This is a genomic window from Hydrogenophaga sp. UC242_50 (assembly GCF_042697355.1).
Lineage (GTDB): Bacteria > Pseudomonadota > Gammaproteobacteria > Burkholderiales > Burkholderiaceae_C > Hydrogenophaga.
Genome location: NZ_CP170553.1, coordinates 2,438,037 through 2,451,984 on the forward strand (window position 1 = coordinate 2,438,037; position 13,948 = coordinate 2,451,984).

Below are 13,948 nucleotides of genomic sequence, written 5' to 3' on the forward strand. Positions count from 1 at the left end.
GCGCCGCCCCGTGACGAATGCGCGCGCGCCGGGGAAACCTGCCTGTGCCGCCCAGGCGGCCATCAGGCCGTTGCGCACCGCGAAGCCGGGGTGCAGCGATTTGGCCTCGTGGGCCTCGTCATCGACCAGTTGCCACAGGCCAGCCGACTGGGTGGCCGCGATGCCCAGGGCGTGGTGCAGCTGTGCCTGCGGCAGGCCCAGCGCCACCGCGCTGGCCGCCGCCGCCCCCACCGTGCCCGCCGTCGCGGTGGCGTGAAAGCCCGCGGCGTGGCGGGTGCCCAAGGCCTCGCCCACCCGCAGCGCCACCTCGTAGCCGGCCACGATGGCGTCCGCCGCGCGGCGCATCGACAGCGCCTGCGTGGCCGCCAGCGCGAGCACCGGCGAGATCGCCACCACACCCGGGTGCAGCATGGCGGCGCGGTGCGCGTCGTCGATCTCGCGCAGGTGCGCGATGCCCGCATTGGCGAAGCCGGCCGCCAGGGGCTGCGCCGGGGCGCCACCGAACACCGGCGCCGGCCCGGGGCCGGGCACGCTGGTGCGGGCCAGCGCCCTCAGCGCCGAGGCGCCCGGCATGCCGACGGCGGCCCAGCCGGCGGTGAACCAGTCCAGCAGCGCCTGGGCCAGCCGCTCGCGCGTGGCGTCAGAGAGGGGCCGCTGCTGAAGGCTGGCGAGGTGGGCGACCAGGGTGGACTCGTGGGTGGAGGGCATGTGACTGGTTCATTAAATGAAATGTGTTTCATTATATAAACCAAGCCCCACCACGAACCGATGCGCCGATTCAGACGCTCACCCAGCCCCTGAACCCGCGCGAGGCGTAATACGACTGCACGCCGTTGTGGTACGTGAACACCTGGTCGTAGCGCCGGTCGCAGAACAGGGCGCCCCCCAGCTTGCGGATCTCGGGCGGCGCTGCGCACCCAGCTGGAGGTCTTCAGGTCGAACTCGCCGAATTGTTGAAGCTGGCGGTACTGCGCCTCGGTCAGCAGCGACACGCCCATGGCCTGGGCCATCTCGGCCGCGCTGCCCGCCGGCTTGTTCTCCTTGCGCGCGGCCAGGGCTTCGCCGTCGAAGCACAGGCTGCGGCGCCCCGCCGGGCTTTCGGCGGCGCAATCGCAGAACAGGTAGGCGCCGTGCTCGTCCGCCGTGCCGATGACGTCGGGCTCGCCGCCCGTGCTCTCCATCTCGGCCAGGGTGTTCAGCTTGTCGGGCTTGCTCTGAAGGCGGGCCAGCACGTCGGCCCAGCCGACCTTGGCATGCCGCTTCATGTGCTTCTCGAACCGCTGCTTCAAGGTGCGCAGCAGCTCGTCGCGTTGTTCGGCTTTCATGTGGCGCCCCCTGTGTTCAAACCCGTTCGAAGATCGCAGCGATGCCCTGGCCGCCGCCGATGCACATCGTCACCAGCGCGTAGCGGCCCTGGATGCGCTGCAGCTCGTGGAGGGCCTTCACGGTGATCAGCGCGCCCGTGGCGCCGATCGGGTGGCCCAGCGAGATGCCCGAGCCGTTGGGGTTGACCTTGGCCGGGTCCAGGCCGAGGTCGCGCGTGACGGCGCAGGCCTGCGCGGCGAAGGCTTCGTTGGCCTCAATCACGTCCAGGTCCTTCACCGTGAGGCCGGCCTTCTGCAGCGCCAGCTTCGTGGCCGGCACCGGGCCGATGCCCATGTATTTCGGGTCCACGCCCGCGTGCGCATACGCCACCAGGCGGGCCAGCGGCTTCGCGCCGCGCGCCTTGACCGCGCCGCCATCCATCAGCACCACGGCCGCGGCCGCGTCGTTGATGCCCGAGGCGTTGCCGGCGGTCACGGTGCCGTTCTCCTTCAGGAACACGGGCTTGAGCTTGGCCAGGTCGTCCAGGGTGGCGTTGGCGCGGAAGTGCTCGTCGGTGGCGTAGGCCACGTCGCCCTTCTTGCTCTTGAGCATCACGGGCACGATCTGATCCTTGAACAGGCCGGCCTCGGTGGCGCGCTGCGCGCGGTTGTGGCTTTCCACGGCGAGCCTGTCCTGGTCCTCGCGCGTGATGCCCCACTTGGCCGCGATGTTCTCGGCCGTCACGCCCATGTGGATGGTGTGGAAGGGGTCGTGCAGCGCGCCGACCATCATGTCCACCATCTTGGTGTCGCCCATGCGCGCGCCCCAGCGCATGTTGAGGCTGGCGAACGGCGCGCGGCTCATGCATTCGGCACCGGCGCCGATGGCCACGTCGGTGTCGCCCAGCAGGATGCCCTGCGCGGCCGACACGATGGCCTGCAGGCCCGAGCCGCAGAGGCGGTTGACGTTGAAGGCGGGCGTGCCTTCGGCGCAGCCGCCCTGGATGGCCGCGACGCGCGAGAGGTACATGTCTTTCGGCTCGGTGTTGACCACGTGGCCGAACACCACGTGGCCCACGTCCTTGCCTTCGACGCCCGCGCGCGCGAGCGACTCGCGCACGACGAGCGCGCCGAGTTCGGTGGGAGGCTGGTCTTTCAGGCTGCCGCCAAAGGTGCCGATGGCGGTGCGCACGGCGCTGACGACAAAAACTTCTCGCTGGTTGCTCATGGTGTTCTCCGGGTGATGAAGGGGGGCGCCTGCCATCGTAGCGCGGCAGGACCGTTCAGAAGGCCTGCCGCGCCACCACCCGCAGCTGCGTGCCGCTGCCGTCCTTGCCCGGCCGGGTGAGCAGGATCTCGCCCATGGCCGGGGTCTGGCCGGTGAGGGCGGCGACGTTGATGTGGTGCGTGACCAGCGCCAGGTTGCGCGGGGCCGACCAGCCTTGCACGGCATCGAGCACCTCGCGCGTCTGCTCGTCGCGCTCGTCGGGGCTGAAGAAGGCGTTGAGCGGCGCCCAGACGGTGTTCTTCTTGAAGGCCAGCATGGCGGTGTCCACACAGCGGCACCAGGCGCTGGAGCGCACCTCGTTGATCTTCACGCGCTCGCGCAGAAAGGCTTCGTGCATCTTGTTGGCCTGTTTGCGGCCGGTGTCGCTGAGCATGCGCTGGGTGCGGCAGTCGCCGAGCGTGAAGCCCGGCGGGTCGCCCGCGCCGGGCTCGGTCTGCGCGTGGCGCATCAGCAGCACGCAACCGCCTTCGCGCAGCAGGGTCCAGAAGCCCGCGTCCTGCGTGAAGGCGAGGGTGGGCAGGGTGGTGAGGGCGAGGGCGGTGGCCTGGGTGAAGTGGCGTCGTTGCATGGGGTCTCCCGGTCGCGGTCAATCGCGCACGTCGGCGACAGGGTTGCTGCCGAAGTCGGGCCGGTCCAGCCAGGCCAGCACGCTCGCGGCGGCGTCTTGCGGGGTGCTGAGCTGGCCCTGGCTTTTCAGGTCCTTGAAGCGTCCGACGTCGGGGAACGCCGCCGGGTCGCCCGAGCGCAGTTGCGACTGCATGTCGGTGTCGATCACACCCGGAGCCAGCGACACCAGCCGCGCGCCATGTGGGCGCTGCGCTTCGTCGAGCGCGCTGCAGCGGGTGAAGTGGTCCATGCCGGCCTTGGCGGCGCAGTAGGGCGCCTGGGCCGCCATGGCGCGCCGGCCCAGGCCCGAGGAAATGTTGAGCACCTTGCGCGGGCCGCGCCAGCCGGTGTCCACCCAGGCGCCGGTGGCGCGCAGGAAGGCGGCGGTGAGCTGCATGGGCGCCTCCAGGCCCACGCGCAGCGCGTTGGCGAGGTCGTCGGGCGGGCAGTCGTCGATGGGGCCGATGCGCGGGATCACGCCAGCGTTGTTGATCAAGGTGGCGCTGGCGAAGCCCTGGGCGGCCTGCTCATTCAACCAGTCCTCCAGGCGCTGCGCGGCGCCGGTGGTGTCGGCGAGGTCTTGCGCCCATTGTGTGAGGGTGGCGTCGAGTCGCTGGGCTTCGTCGGCGAGCTGGGTGTTGATGTGGCGTGAGATGCAGAGCAGGTGGCCGTTGGGCCGCAGCGACTGCAGGGCCATCGCCAGGCCCATGCCGCGCGAGCCGCCGGTGAGGATGGTGAGTTGGAGTGGGGTGGTGGTCATGTCAGAAGGGGCAGGGGCTGTGGAAGTGCACGGTGTCGCCGTGCTGCGGATGGGGCAACGAGAGTTGGTGGGCGTGCAGCAGCAGGCGCGGGGCGCGGGCCTGCTGCTCGGGGGTGGCGTACAGCATGTCGCCGAGTACTGGGGTGGCCGATGGCTTGCAGGTGCACGCGCAGTTGGTGGGTGCGGCCGGTGACGGGTTCGAGTTCGAGCCGGGTGGTGGTGTCGTCGTCGGTGAGGGGGCTGGCGAGGCGCCAGCGGGTGACGCTGGGTTTGCCGAGTTCGGCGCTGACGATGCTGCGGGGCCGGTTGGGCCAGTCGATGGTGAGGGGCAGGTCGATGGTGTTCCAGCCGTTGTCGGGTTGGGGTTTGTGCAGGGTGCCGGCGACGACAGCGGTGTAGCGTTTGTGGACTTCCCTTTGTTCGAAGGCGCGGCTGAGCTGGCGTTGGGCTTCGATGCCTCTGGCCATGACGACGAGGCCGGAGGTCGGCGATGTCGAGCCGGTGGACCACCAGGGCGTCGGGCCATTTCGCCTGGGCCCTTGCGCTGAGGCAGTCCTGCTTGTCGGGGCCTCTTCCGGGGACGGCGAGCAGGCCTGCGGGTTTATCGAGGACGATCATTTGTTCGTCTTCGTGGATTACCTTTAGGGTGCTCACTCGCTGCACCTCGCGGGCGCGTGGGCGCATGGCGCTCTGCTCCGCGGGTGTCCCCCGGCGGCTGGTGCCGCCTCCTCCTTTACCCCGCTGCGCAGAGCGCCATGCGCCCACGCGCCGGAAGCGATGTAGGCATGCAGTCTTCCGAATACCCAGGAGGTCATCGGCGACCGGGGGGGACGGCGCAGCGAAGTCAAGGAGGAGAACCGGCGAAGCCGGTTCGGGGGACATGAGCGGAGCCGTCCCCCCCGGTCGCCGATGACCGGACCAGCCGGAGAAAAAGAGCAACACATCCACACATTCTCCAGGCAAAGGACAATACGCAGCATGCTGCTGCTGGCCCCCATGGAAGGATTGCTCGACGCCACCCTGCGCGATGTGCTCACGCGCACGGGCGGGATCGACCGCTGCGTGAGCGAATTCATCCGCGTGACCAACACCGTGCTGCCCGAGCGTGCCTTCATCCGCGTGGTGCCCGAACTGCTCAATGGCGGCCGCACCCGTGCCGGCGTGCCCGTGCGCGCCCAACTGCTCGGCTCCGACCCGACCCTGCTCGCGGAAAACGCAGAACGCCTGGCCGGCCTGGGCCCGCACGGCATCGACCTGAACTTCGGCTGCCCCGCCAAGACCGTCAACCAGAGCCGGGGCGGCGCCGTGCTGCTCGACGAACCCGAGCTGGTCGGGCGCATCGTGGCGGCCGTGCGCCGCGCCGTGCCGGCCCACATGCCCGTCTCCGCCAAGATGCGGCTGGGCTACAACGACGACGAACGCGCCGAAGACTGCGCCCACGCCATCGCCGAGGCCGGGCGGACGAACTCGTGATCCACGCGCGCACCAAGGCCCACGGCTACCGGCCTCCCGCCTACTGGGACCGGCTGGCCGAGGTGCGCGCCTCGCTGCCACCGGCCCACCGGCGCCTGCCGGTGATCGCCAATGGCGAAATCTGGACCGCGGCCGACGCCGCGCGCTGCCGCGAGGTGACCGGCTGCGAACACCTCATGATCGGCCGAGGCATGGTGACCGACCCCGGCCTGGCCCTGGCGATCAAAGGCCTGGGCGGTGTGCCCTGGTCGGTCCTGCCCCCGCTGTTCGAGATCTTTTGGCGGCAGGTGAGCGCCCGCGTGGAGCGCCGCCACCGCTCCGGGCGGCTCAAACAATGGCTCAACTACCTGCGCAAACGCTATCCCGAGGCCCAGGCCGCGTTCGACGAACTGCGCCTGGTGAACGAGCCCGACGACATCGAGGCCTGGCTGCGGCGGGCCCAGGGACCGGACATCCTTACCACAGAGTCGATCCGGGCGCTGCCAGCAGAAATGGCGCCGGCGTGTTAACTTCCGGCCCCGGACCCGAACCACGACGCCTGTATGACCTCTCTCGAACAACGGCTGGCCGCCCTCCCAGGAGACCGTCTGCGCGGCATGCGTCGCGGCATTGAAAAGGAAAGCCTGCGCGCCCAGCCCGACGGCAAACTGGCGCTCACGCCACACCCGGCCGCGCTAGGCAGTGCGCTCACGCACCCCCACATCACCACCGACTACAGCGAGTCCCAGCTCGAACTGATCACGGGCGTGCACGACAGCGTCGAAGCCTGTCTGGCCGAGCTGACCGAAGTCCACCAGTACACCGTGCGCAGCCTGCGCGCCCAGGGCGACGAGATGATGTGGGCGTCGAGCATGCCCTGCGGCCTGCCGCCCGACGAAACCATCCCCATCGGCCGCTACGGCTCGTCCAACGTGGGCCGCGCCAAGAGCGTCTACCGCATGGGCCTGGCGCACCGCTATGGCCGGCGCATGCAGACCATCTCGGGCATCCACTACAACTGGTCGCTGCCGGGCGTGGACAACGACGGCTACTTCGCGCTGATCCGCAACTTCCGCCGCCACGCCTTCCTGCTGCTCACGCTGTTCGGTGCCTCGCCCGCGCTGTGCTCCACCTTCGTCGAAGGCCGCCAGCACGAGCTGCAGAAACTGGGCGACACCGGCACGCTGTACATGCCGCACGGCACCTCGCTGCGCATGGGCCGCCTGGGTTACCAGAGCGAGGCCCAGGCCACGCTGGCGGTGAGCTACAACGGCCTCGAAGGCTACGCGGCCTCGCTGCACGACGCGCTCACGCGCCCCTGGCCCGCGTACGAGGCGGTGGGCATCCGCAACCCGGGCGGCGACTACAACCAGCTCGCCACCACGCTGCTGCAGATCGAGAACGAGTTCTACGGCACCATCCGCCCCAAGCGCGTGATCCGCCCTGGCGAGCGCCCGCTGCACGCCCTGCGCGAGCGCGGGGTGGAGTACATCGAGGTCCGGCTGATGGACCTCAACCCCTTCGAACCCATCGGCATCGGCGCGCCCACGCTGCGTTTCCTCGACGTGTTCCTGCTGCACTGCCTGCTGTCGGACAGCCCGCCCGACACGCCGGCCGAGATCCGCGAGCTCGCGCACAACCAGCACCTGACCGCCGCGCGCGGCCGCGAACCCGGCCTGAACCTGATGCGCAACGGCCAGAGCGTGCCGCTGATGCAGTGGGGCGCCGAGCTGCTGGAGCAGCTCGTCCCGATCGCCGCGCTGCTGGACGAGGCCCACGGCGGCAACGAGCACGCCCTGGCCGTGGCCCTGGCGCAAGGCCATCTGCAGGACCCCGACAAGCTGCCCTCGGCCCGCGTGCTGCAGGCCATGCACAAGCACCATGGCGATTCCTTCGTCGCGTTCGCGCGCGCCCAGTCGCGCGTGACGCACCAGCACCTGGCGGGCCTGCCCTGGGCCAGCAAGCTGCAGGCGAAGTACGAAGCGATGCGCCACGAAGTCGGTGGAAGACCAGCGCGCCATCGAAGCGGCCGACTCCATGCCGTTCGAGATTTACCGGCAGGAATACACCTCGCCGGCGCGGCTGGGCCGTCCGCAGGCGCAGACCGCGTCGCTGGCGGCCTGAGGCAGGGCGGCAAAGCCCGCCTGACCGGATGGGCAATGGCCCGCCCGGCCCCGGGGGGACCTATCCTGCGATCTTTTTGCCGGAGATCGCCCATGACTCGTCTGACCGCCGCCGACTTCGATCAGGAACTGCTGATCCTGTTTGACGCCTACGTGCATGGCGACATCGACCGCCGCGCCTTCCTGGACCGCGCGTCCAAGTTCGCGGTGGGCGGCATGACGGCGGCGGGCCTGCTGGCCGCGCTCAGCCCGAACTTCGCCGCCGCCCAGGTGGTGCCGGCGAACGACCCCCGCATCAAGACCGAGACGGTGAGCGTGCCTTCGCCGATGGGTTACGGCACCATCAAGGCCTATGTCGCCAAGCCCGTGGCGCCCCCCGCCGGCGGGCGCCTGCCGGCCGTGCTGGTGGTGCACGAGAACCGGGGTCTGAACCCCCACATCGAAGACATCGCGCGCCGCCTGGCGCTCGACGGTTATCTGGCATTCGCGCCCGATGCGCTCACGCCGCTGGGCGGCTACCCGGGCGACGAGGACAAGGCGCGCGCCCTGTTCGCCCAGCTCGACCAGGCCAAGACGAAGCAGGACTTCCTGGCCTCGGCCGCCACGCTCAAGGCCCGGCCGGACGGCAACGGGCGCATCGGCGTGGTGGGGTTCTGTTATGGCGGGGGCGTGGCCCACACGCTGCGCAACCGAGCTGCCCGACCTGGCGGCGGCCGTGCCCTACTACGGCAACCACCCGCCGGTGGAGGCCGCGGCCAAGGTGAAGGCGCCGCTGCTGATCCATTTCGCGGGGGTGGACGAGCGCATCAACGCGGCCTGGCCGGCCTACGAGGCCGCGCTCAAGGCGGCGAGCGTGCGCTACACCGCGCACCAGTACCCGGGCACCCAGCACGGCTTCAACAACGACACCACGCCGCGTTTCGACGCCGCCGCGGCCAAACTCTCGTGGGACCGCACGCTGGCGTTCTTCAGGCAGCACCTGGTGTGATCAGCCGTTCGCCACCGGCCGACGTGGCGCTTTCCGCGAACGCATTCCCGCCCAGGGCCCGCGCCGTGACCACATGGGACGCCGCCGCCTGCCCATTCACATCGAGCAGGAACTCCGAGGTGACGACCCCGCGCGCCGCAGAAATCGAAGATGCCGTGGTCGATCTGGGTGCGCATCGCCTTGTCGTAGCCGTGCCGCGCATAGGTGCCGCCGTCCGCGCCGCCGATGCCGATGAGGTGGACCGCGAGGCGGCCCAGCCGCTTGCCCAGCGTGCCGTCGGGCGCCTCGTCGTAGGCCCATCCATTGGCGAACACGCGGTCGATCCAGCCTTTGAGCTGACCGGGGAACGACCACCAATAGACGGGATAGACCAGCACGAGCGCGTCGGCGCGGTCGATGCGCGCCTGCTCGCGCAGGACGTCCGAAGGCAAGGGCTTCTGGAGAAAGTAGGCGTTGCGGTCGGCCTGGTTGAAAGCCGGGGTCGAAGCCTTCCGCGGCAAGGTCGGCGAACTCGGTGGTGTGCTCGCCCGAGGCCGCAATGCCCTCGGCAAACGAGCGCGCGACGGCGTGTGTGAGGGACTGGGCATCGGGATGGCTGACGACGATGAGGGCGTGCATGGTGGCTCCTTGGGGTTTGGGTGTAAACTACCTTTGGTAATCTACTGTCTGTAGGTTACCTTTGGTAGGTTAACAATGTCAAGCCATCCGATGAACCCTGCTGATCAAGCCGCGCCGAAGAAGCGCCTGTCCAAGGAAGACCGCAACCGCCAGCTCATGGAGGTCGCGTGGTCCATCGTGCGGGGCGAAGGCACCGATGCGCTCACGCTGGGCTACCTGGCGGAGCGCGCGGGGGTGACGAAGCCCGTGGTGTACGACCATTTCGGCACGCGCACCGGCCTGCTCAGCGCGCTCTACGAGGAGTACGACAACCGGCAGCACGCCTTGATGGACGAGGCCTTGCAGGCATCGGGCAAGTCGCTCCCGGCCGTGGCGAAGGTGATCGCTGCCACCTATCTCAACTGCGTCATGGCGATGGGCCGCGAGATGCCCGGCGTCAGCGCGGCGCTGGCGGGCTCACCCGAACTCGACGCCCTGAAGAAGAAGCTGGAGGCGGCGTTCCAGGCGAAGTGCCAGGCCGCGCTGCAGCCGTTCGCGAAGCAGCCCATCGGGCCGGCGGGCATGCGCGCCATGCTGGGCACGGCGGAGGCCGTGTCGTTCGCGGCGGCCGCGGGCGAACTCGACCCGGTGGATGCCGAGCACGAGATCTACGACGCCATCGTGCGGATCGCGCGCAGGACTTGAAACGCGCTCACTGAAGGCGGCAAGGGGCGGATCAGGCCTCGCCGCCGAAGCGCTTGATGAGGTTGGCGATGTACTTTTCGACCAGCTTCTCGAACTCGCCCTCGACCACGGGGGCCACCACCATCTTCATCAGGCCGGGCAGAGGCACCTCGATCTCGCCCTGGATCGGCCAGGGTCAGGCCGGTGGACTTCTTGTTGTCCACGATCTTCCAGTTGCCGCCCACCAGGGCGTTGCCCACGCCCTTGACCGGGGTCCATTTAACGGTGCCGCGCGCCTGGTCGCTCACGTATTTGCTGGCGTACACGGTCTGGATGTTCACCTGCGCGGTGCCGACCTTTTCCATTTCCCACTGGTAGACACCGCCGCCCAGGTCGCTGAGCTTCTCCACCTTCGGGAAATGGCTGACCGACTCGGGCACATTGGAGAGCACTTCGAACACCTCGGCCGCCTTGGCCTTGACGTCGAACTCGTAGCCCAGATCGATCTTGACGGTGATGCTCATGAGGCGCCTCTGCGGGTGTTGGATTGAGGCCGATTGTAGGGACGGCCCAGGCGCGCGACCCCGGGAGTTACACCAAGGCACAATCCCTGCACCCGCCCCGCAACCCCCGTTTCCCCAGAGAGATTCCCCCGATGAGCATCCAGTGGTTTCCCGGGCACATGCACCTCACGCGCAAGGCCATCACCGAGCGTGTGAAGGACATCGATGTCGTGATCGAGATGCTCGACGCGCGCCTGCCCGGCTCCAGCGCCAACCCGCTGCTGGCCGAACTCACCTCGGCCAAGCCCACGCTCAAGGTGGTCAACAAGCAGGACATGGCCGACCCCGAGCGCACCGCGCTCTGGCTCGCGCACTACAACGCCCAGCCGAACACGCGCGCGATCCCGCTGGACGCCAGCGTGACGGCACCGGCGCGCGCCATCATCGCGTCCTGCCACGAGCTGGCGCCCAACCGGGGCGGCATGGTCAAGCCCATGCGGGTGCTGATCTGCGGCATTCCCAACGTGGGCAAGTCCACGCTGATCAACACCTTCATGGGCAAGCGCGCGGCCAAGACCGGCGACGAGGCCGGCATCACCCGCACCGAGCAGCGCATCGCCCTGGCCGACGACTTCTACCTGTTCGACACGCCTGGCATGCTCTGGCCGCGCATCGTGGTGCCTGAAAGTGGCTTCAACCTCGCCGCCAGCGGCGCGGTGGGCCGCAACGCCTACGACGACCAGGAGGTGGCGCTGGAGCTGCTCAACAAGCTCAAGCTGTCTTACGCACCCCTGCTGGAGGCGCGCTACAAGCTGGGCCTCGCGCCCGAGGCCATCGCGGCCCTGCCGGACGAAGAGCTCATGGAGGCGATCGGCCGCAAGCGCGGTGCGCTGGCGGGCGGTGGCGCGGTGAACTGGCAGAAGGCGGCCGAGCTGGTGATCGCGGACTTCCGCAGCGGCACGCTCGGGCGCATCACGCTGGAGACGCCCGAGCAGTTCGTGCGCTGGCTTCAGGCCGGGCAGAAGGCGGACGCCGAGCGCCAGGGCCGCAAGAAGGAACGCGCGGCCAAACCGCGCAAGCCCGACCGGCGCTGAGCCGGTGAGCGGGCCTTGACCCGCGTCAAGGCGCCCGCGCCCGCGCGGTGCGAGCATGGGCTCCACCCCTTCTGGAGCCTGCCATGAGCACCTCTCCCCGCCGCATCCTGCTGATCGAAGGCCATCCCGACACCTCGGGCCGGCACCTCAACCACCTGCTGGTCGAGGCCTACGCGGGCGGCGCGATCGCGGCCGGCCACGAGGTGCGCCGCGTGGCGGTGGGTGAACTGGACTTTCCCGTGCTGCGCAGCGCGCACGACTGGAAACACGGCGGCGTGCCCCCGGCGCTGCAGGCCTCGCAGCAGCACATCCTCTGGGCCCAGCACGTGGTGCTGTTCTTTCCGCTCTGGCTGGGTGAGATGCCGGCGCTGCTCAAGGCCTGGCTGGAGCAGGTGGCGCGGCCGGGTTTCGCGGTCGGCCCCGAGGGGCCCAAGGAGTTCGGCCGCAAGCCCCTGAGCGGCCGCTCGGCCCGTGTGGTGGTGACCATGGGCATGCCGGCGCTGGCCTACCGCTGGTACTTCCGCGCGCACAGCATCAAGGCGCTGGAGCGCAACATCCTCGGGTTCATCGGCTTCGCGCCGATCCACGAAACGCTGGTGGGCTCGGTCGAGCAACTGGGGGAGGCCGGTGTGGCCCAGTGGCAGGCCAAGCTGCGCCGGCTCGGCCGCGACGCGGCCTGAGGCGTGCCGGTACTCAGGCCTCGATCTTCACGCCTTTCCAGAACGCCACGCGGCCCTTGACCATCTCGGCCTCGGGCTTGGGGTCGGCGTAGTACCAGGCGGCGTCGGTGTTGAGCTCACCGTTGACCAGCAGCGAGTAGTAGCTCGCCTGGCCCTTCCACGCGCAAGTGGTGCGGTGGTTGCTGAAGGTGACGTGATCGCGGTTGAGCGAACTCTCCGGGAAGTAGTGATTGCCTTCCACGACCACGGTGTCGTCGCTCTCGGCGATGGTCACGCCGTTCCACGTCGCCTTCATGCGGCGGCGCTCACTTGTTCTTCTCTTTGCCGCGCGGCATCACGGACGTGACCGGCGGCACCGGCCGGTCGGAGGACACGGGGCCCTTGGGCGCCGAGGTGTCCTTCTTGGGTTTCTTGGCCATTTTTTCGTTGCGTTGTTCCTTGCCCATGGGGACCTCCAATTGACACCGCGAAACGCGGCAGATGCGCCGATGGTAAGCGACAAAATGCGCGTTTCAAGCCCCTGCCGGGCGCCCGGAACGCGCAGCCTCGGGCTACTGCCCCATGCCCAGGAAATTCGCCAGGGCCTCGACGCCGAGGGCGCCGCTTTGCGTGATCACGGCACCCGTGCGCTGGTGCTTGGCCACCATGAACGGCACCGAGGTGGCGCCCAGGCGCTCCAGCAGCGCGGTGTTGGCCTTGATGCTCGCCATCACGTCGTCCGGAATGCTGGCCGAGGCCGACATGCCGCCCTGGCCCGTGAGCAGCTGCTGCTCGTGCGCGTTCATGGTTTCCACCGGGTTGGCGGCGGTCATGATGGCCGCGCCTTGCGGCGCGCTCTTGGCGTTCATGATGCGCAACGGGCAGCCACACGAACTTCACCTTGCTCTGCAGCGGCACGGACGCCTGCCACAGGTGGCCGCAGTGCGGGCACTGCGGGTCGAACAGCACGTAGACCGTGTTGGCGCTCATCAGGGCACCGGCGGTGAAGCCCTTGCCTTGCGCGGCGAGCACATCGTAGGCCTGGGCCGGGGGGATGGGGCTGGTGTCGGCCGCGGGGGCGCCAGCGGCGCTCGGCGCGCCGGTGGTTTCTTCCTTGGAGCAGGCGGCCAGCGAAAGGGCCAGGGCGGCCATCAGGGGGAGGGTGATGTGGCGGAGTTTCATGGCGGATCGCATCGGTGGTTTTCCTGGGCCGCATCATCGCAGAGAAGGCGCACCCCCGTGAGCGTGGGGCCCATGGCAAAGGGCGCAGCACCCCGGCTTGCGGATGTGCTGCGCCCTGGGCGCGGCGGTGTCTGCGCCGTGGAACGTCAGTTGTTCAGGATCAGGTTGGCGATCAGGCCGGTGGCGATGGCGACCAGCACATAGTCGGTGCCGACCTGCACCCACTGGTGGCCGCGCGGCGGCGCGTACAGGCGGTGCTGGTGCGGGTTCACCACCACGTACTGGCGGTTGCGGTATTCGTAGGGGATGTAGCCACCGCGGCGGAACTCGGGGCCGCGCGCGTTGTAGTAGTAGTGGTGGTAGTGCCGGTCGTTGCGCGAGTGGCGGTAGTCGCGCCGGTCGTCACGGCGGTCGTGGCGGAAATCGCGGCGATCGTCGCGCCGGTCCTGGCGGTAGTCCCGGCGGTCATCGCGCCGGTCGTCCACGCGCTGCAGGTGGCTGGGCTCGAATCGCGCACCTTGCGCGAAGGACAGCGAACTCACGCCGAGGGAGGCGGCCGCCAGGGCGTACACAACAAGGTTTCGGGATTTCATGGAGCTTTCTCCTGGGGTTGGTGAGACTCCATCGTGTCCGGCGCATGTGAACGCCCGGTAAATGCCGCGCTCCGCCTGTGCAAAGTTCTGTACCGGCTTGTGCCGGCCGCCGAAG

General features: G+C 69.3%; 13 protein-coding genes and 7 pseudogenes. 7 read left to right on the forward strand and 13 right to left on the reverse strand.

What is annotated here, in order from left to right:
• Positions 1-30: 30 nt before the first annotated feature.
• From ACFJGX_RS12490 to ACFJGX_RS12520, 7 genes and pseudogenes are all read right to left on the reverse strand, one after another.
• Positions 31-708, reverse strand: a pseudogene (locus ACFJGX_RS12490) (MmgE/PrpD family protein); the annotation flags it as partial.
• A gap of 70 nt (positions 709-778) precedes the next feature.
• Complete coding sequence (locus tag ACFJGX_RS12495; protein WP_382328688.1) at positions 779-850, reverse strand: DUF4256 domain-containing protein; 72 nt, start codon at positions 848-850, stop codon at positions 779-781.
• A gap of 94 nt (positions 851-944) precedes the next feature.
• Positions 945-1,325 (reverse strand): annotated as a pseudogene (locus ACFJGX_RS12500) (DUF4256 domain-containing protein); the annotation flags it as partial.
• A gap of 16 nt (positions 1,326-1,341) precedes the next feature.
• On the reverse strand, positions 1,342-2,532 hold the full coding sequence (gene bktB / locus ACFJGX_RS12505; protein ID WP_382320964.1) for a beta-ketothiolase BktB: 1,191 nt from the start codon (positions 2,530-2,532) through the stop codon (positions 1,342-1,344).
• 55 nt (positions 2,533-2,587) lie between these two features.
• Complete coding sequence (locus ACFJGX_RS12510) at positions 2,588-3,160, reverse strand: histidine phosphatase family protein (protein ID WP_382320962.1); 573 nt, start codon at positions 3,158-3,160, stop codon at positions 2,588-2,590.
• Positions 3,161-3,178: 18 nt separating this feature from the next.
• Entirely contained in the window at positions 3,179-3,958 is a 780-nt protein-coding gene (locus tag ACFJGX_RS12515; protein WP_382320959.1) for an SDR family NAD(P)-dependent oxidoreductase, read from the reverse strand.
• A gap of 1 nt (position 3,959) precedes the next feature.
• Positions 3,960-4,642: pseudogene (locus tag ACFJGX_RS12520) on the reverse strand (RluA family pseudouridine synthase).
• A gap of 294 nt (positions 4,643-4,936) precedes the next feature.
• Here ACFJGX_RS12520 and ACFJGX_RS12525 point away from each other — a divergent pair.
• The 4 genes and pseudogenes from ACFJGX_RS12525 (at position 4,937) to ACFJGX_RS12540 (ending at position 8,521) form a co-directional block, all read left to right on the forward strand.
• A pseudogene (locus ACFJGX_RS12525) lies at positions 4,937-5,940 on the forward strand (tRNA dihydrouridine synthase).
• Between the two features lie 33 nt (positions 5,941-5,973).
• A pseudogene (gene gshA, locus ACFJGX_RS12530) lies at positions 5,974-7,534 on the forward strand (glutamate--cysteine ligase).
• 326 nt (positions 7,535-7,860) lie between these two features.
• Positions 7,861-8,136 (forward strand): annotated as a pseudogene (locus ACFJGX_RS12535) (dienelactone hydrolase family protein); the annotation flags it as partial.
• A 55-nt stretch (positions 8,137-8,191) separates the two neighbouring features.
• Positions 8,192-8,521 carry a dienelactone hydrolase family protein gene (locus tag ACFJGX_RS12540; protein WP_382328690.1) on the forward strand — a complete coding sequence of 110 codons (330 nt, stop codon included), beginning with the start codon at positions 8,192-8,194 and terminating at the stop codon, positions 8,519-8,521.
• Here the strand turns inward: ACFJGX_RS12540 and ACFJGX_RS12545 are convergent.
• Positions 8,502-9,139, reverse strand: a pseudogene (locus ACFJGX_RS12545) (NAD(P)H-dependent oxidoreductase). The gene ACFJGX_RS12540 and the pseudogene ACFJGX_RS12545 overlap by 20 nt on opposite strands.
• A 75-nt stretch (positions 9,140-9,214) precedes the next feature.
• Here ACFJGX_RS12545 and ACFJGX_RS12550 point away from each other — a divergent pair.
• Positions 9,215-9,823 carry a TetR/AcrR family transcriptional regulator gene (locus tag ACFJGX_RS12550; protein WP_382320953.1) on the forward strand — a complete coding sequence of 203 codons (609 nt, stop codon included), beginning with the start codon at positions 9,215-9,217 and terminating at the stop codon, positions 9,821-9,823.
• Here the strand turns inward: ACFJGX_RS12550 and ACFJGX_RS12555 are convergent.
• Positions 9,787-10,326 (reverse strand): hypothetical protein, encoded by a 540-nt coding sequence (locus tag ACFJGX_RS12555; RefSeq protein WP_382328488.1) that lies wholly within the window; start codon positions 10,324-10,326, stop codon positions 9,787-9,789. The two genes, ACFJGX_RS12550 and ACFJGX_RS12555, sit on opposite strands and share 37 nt — an antisense overlap.
• Positions 10,327-10,457: 131 nt before the next feature.
• Here ACFJGX_RS12555 and ylqF point away from each other — a divergent pair, with 131 nt between their 5' ends.
• Both ylqF and ACFJGX_RS12565 read left to right on the forward strand, forming a co-directional pair.
• Entirely contained in the window at positions 10,458-11,399 is a 942-nt protein-coding gene (gene ylqF, locus ACFJGX_RS12560; protein WP_291113434.1) for a ribosome biogenesis GTPase YlqF, read from the forward strand.
• An 83-nt stretch (positions 11,400-11,482) separates the two neighbouring features.
• Complete coding sequence (locus ACFJGX_RS12565; RefSeq protein WP_382320952.1) at positions 11,483-12,079, forward strand: NAD(P)H-dependent oxidoreductase; 597 nt, start codon at positions 11,483-11,485, stop codon at positions 12,077-12,079.
• Between the two features lie 13 nt (positions 12,080-12,092).
• On the opposite strand, the gene ACFJGX_RS12570 is transcribed toward ACFJGX_RS12565, so the two are convergent.
• The 4 genes from ACFJGX_RS12570 to ACFJGX_RS12585 all read right to left on the reverse strand — a co-directional run bounded on the left by ACFJGX_RS12570 (position 12,093) and on the right by ACFJGX_RS12585 (position 13,833).
• Positions 12,093-12,374 carry a DUF427 domain-containing protein gene (locus ACFJGX_RS12570; protein ID WP_382156294.1) on the reverse strand — a complete coding sequence of 94 codons (282 nt, stop codon included), beginning with the start codon at positions 12,372-12,374 and terminating at the stop codon, positions 12,093-12,095.
• A 10-nt stretch (positions 12,375-12,384) separates the two neighbouring features.
• The gene (locus tag ACFJGX_RS12575) at positions 12,385-12,525 is read right to left on the reverse strand and encodes a hypothetical protein (RefSeq protein ID WP_382328490.1); all 141 of its coding nucleotides are present in this window, start codon (positions 12,523-12,525) and stop codon (positions 12,385-12,387) included.
• 105 nt (positions 12,526-12,630) lie between these two features.
• Positions 12,631-12,927, reverse strand: a complete 297-nt coding sequence (locus ACFJGX_RS12580; protein WP_382328492.1) for a hypothetical protein — start codon at positions 12,925-12,927, stop codon at positions 12,631-12,633.
• Positions 12,928-13,386: 459 nt separating this feature from the next.
• A complete protein-coding gene (locus ACFJGX_RS12585) occupies positions 13,387-13,833 on the reverse strand; it encodes an RcnB family protein (RefSeq protein WP_291113444.1) in 447 nt (148 codons plus the stop codon).
• Positions 13,834-13,948 lie beyond the last annotated feature (115 nt).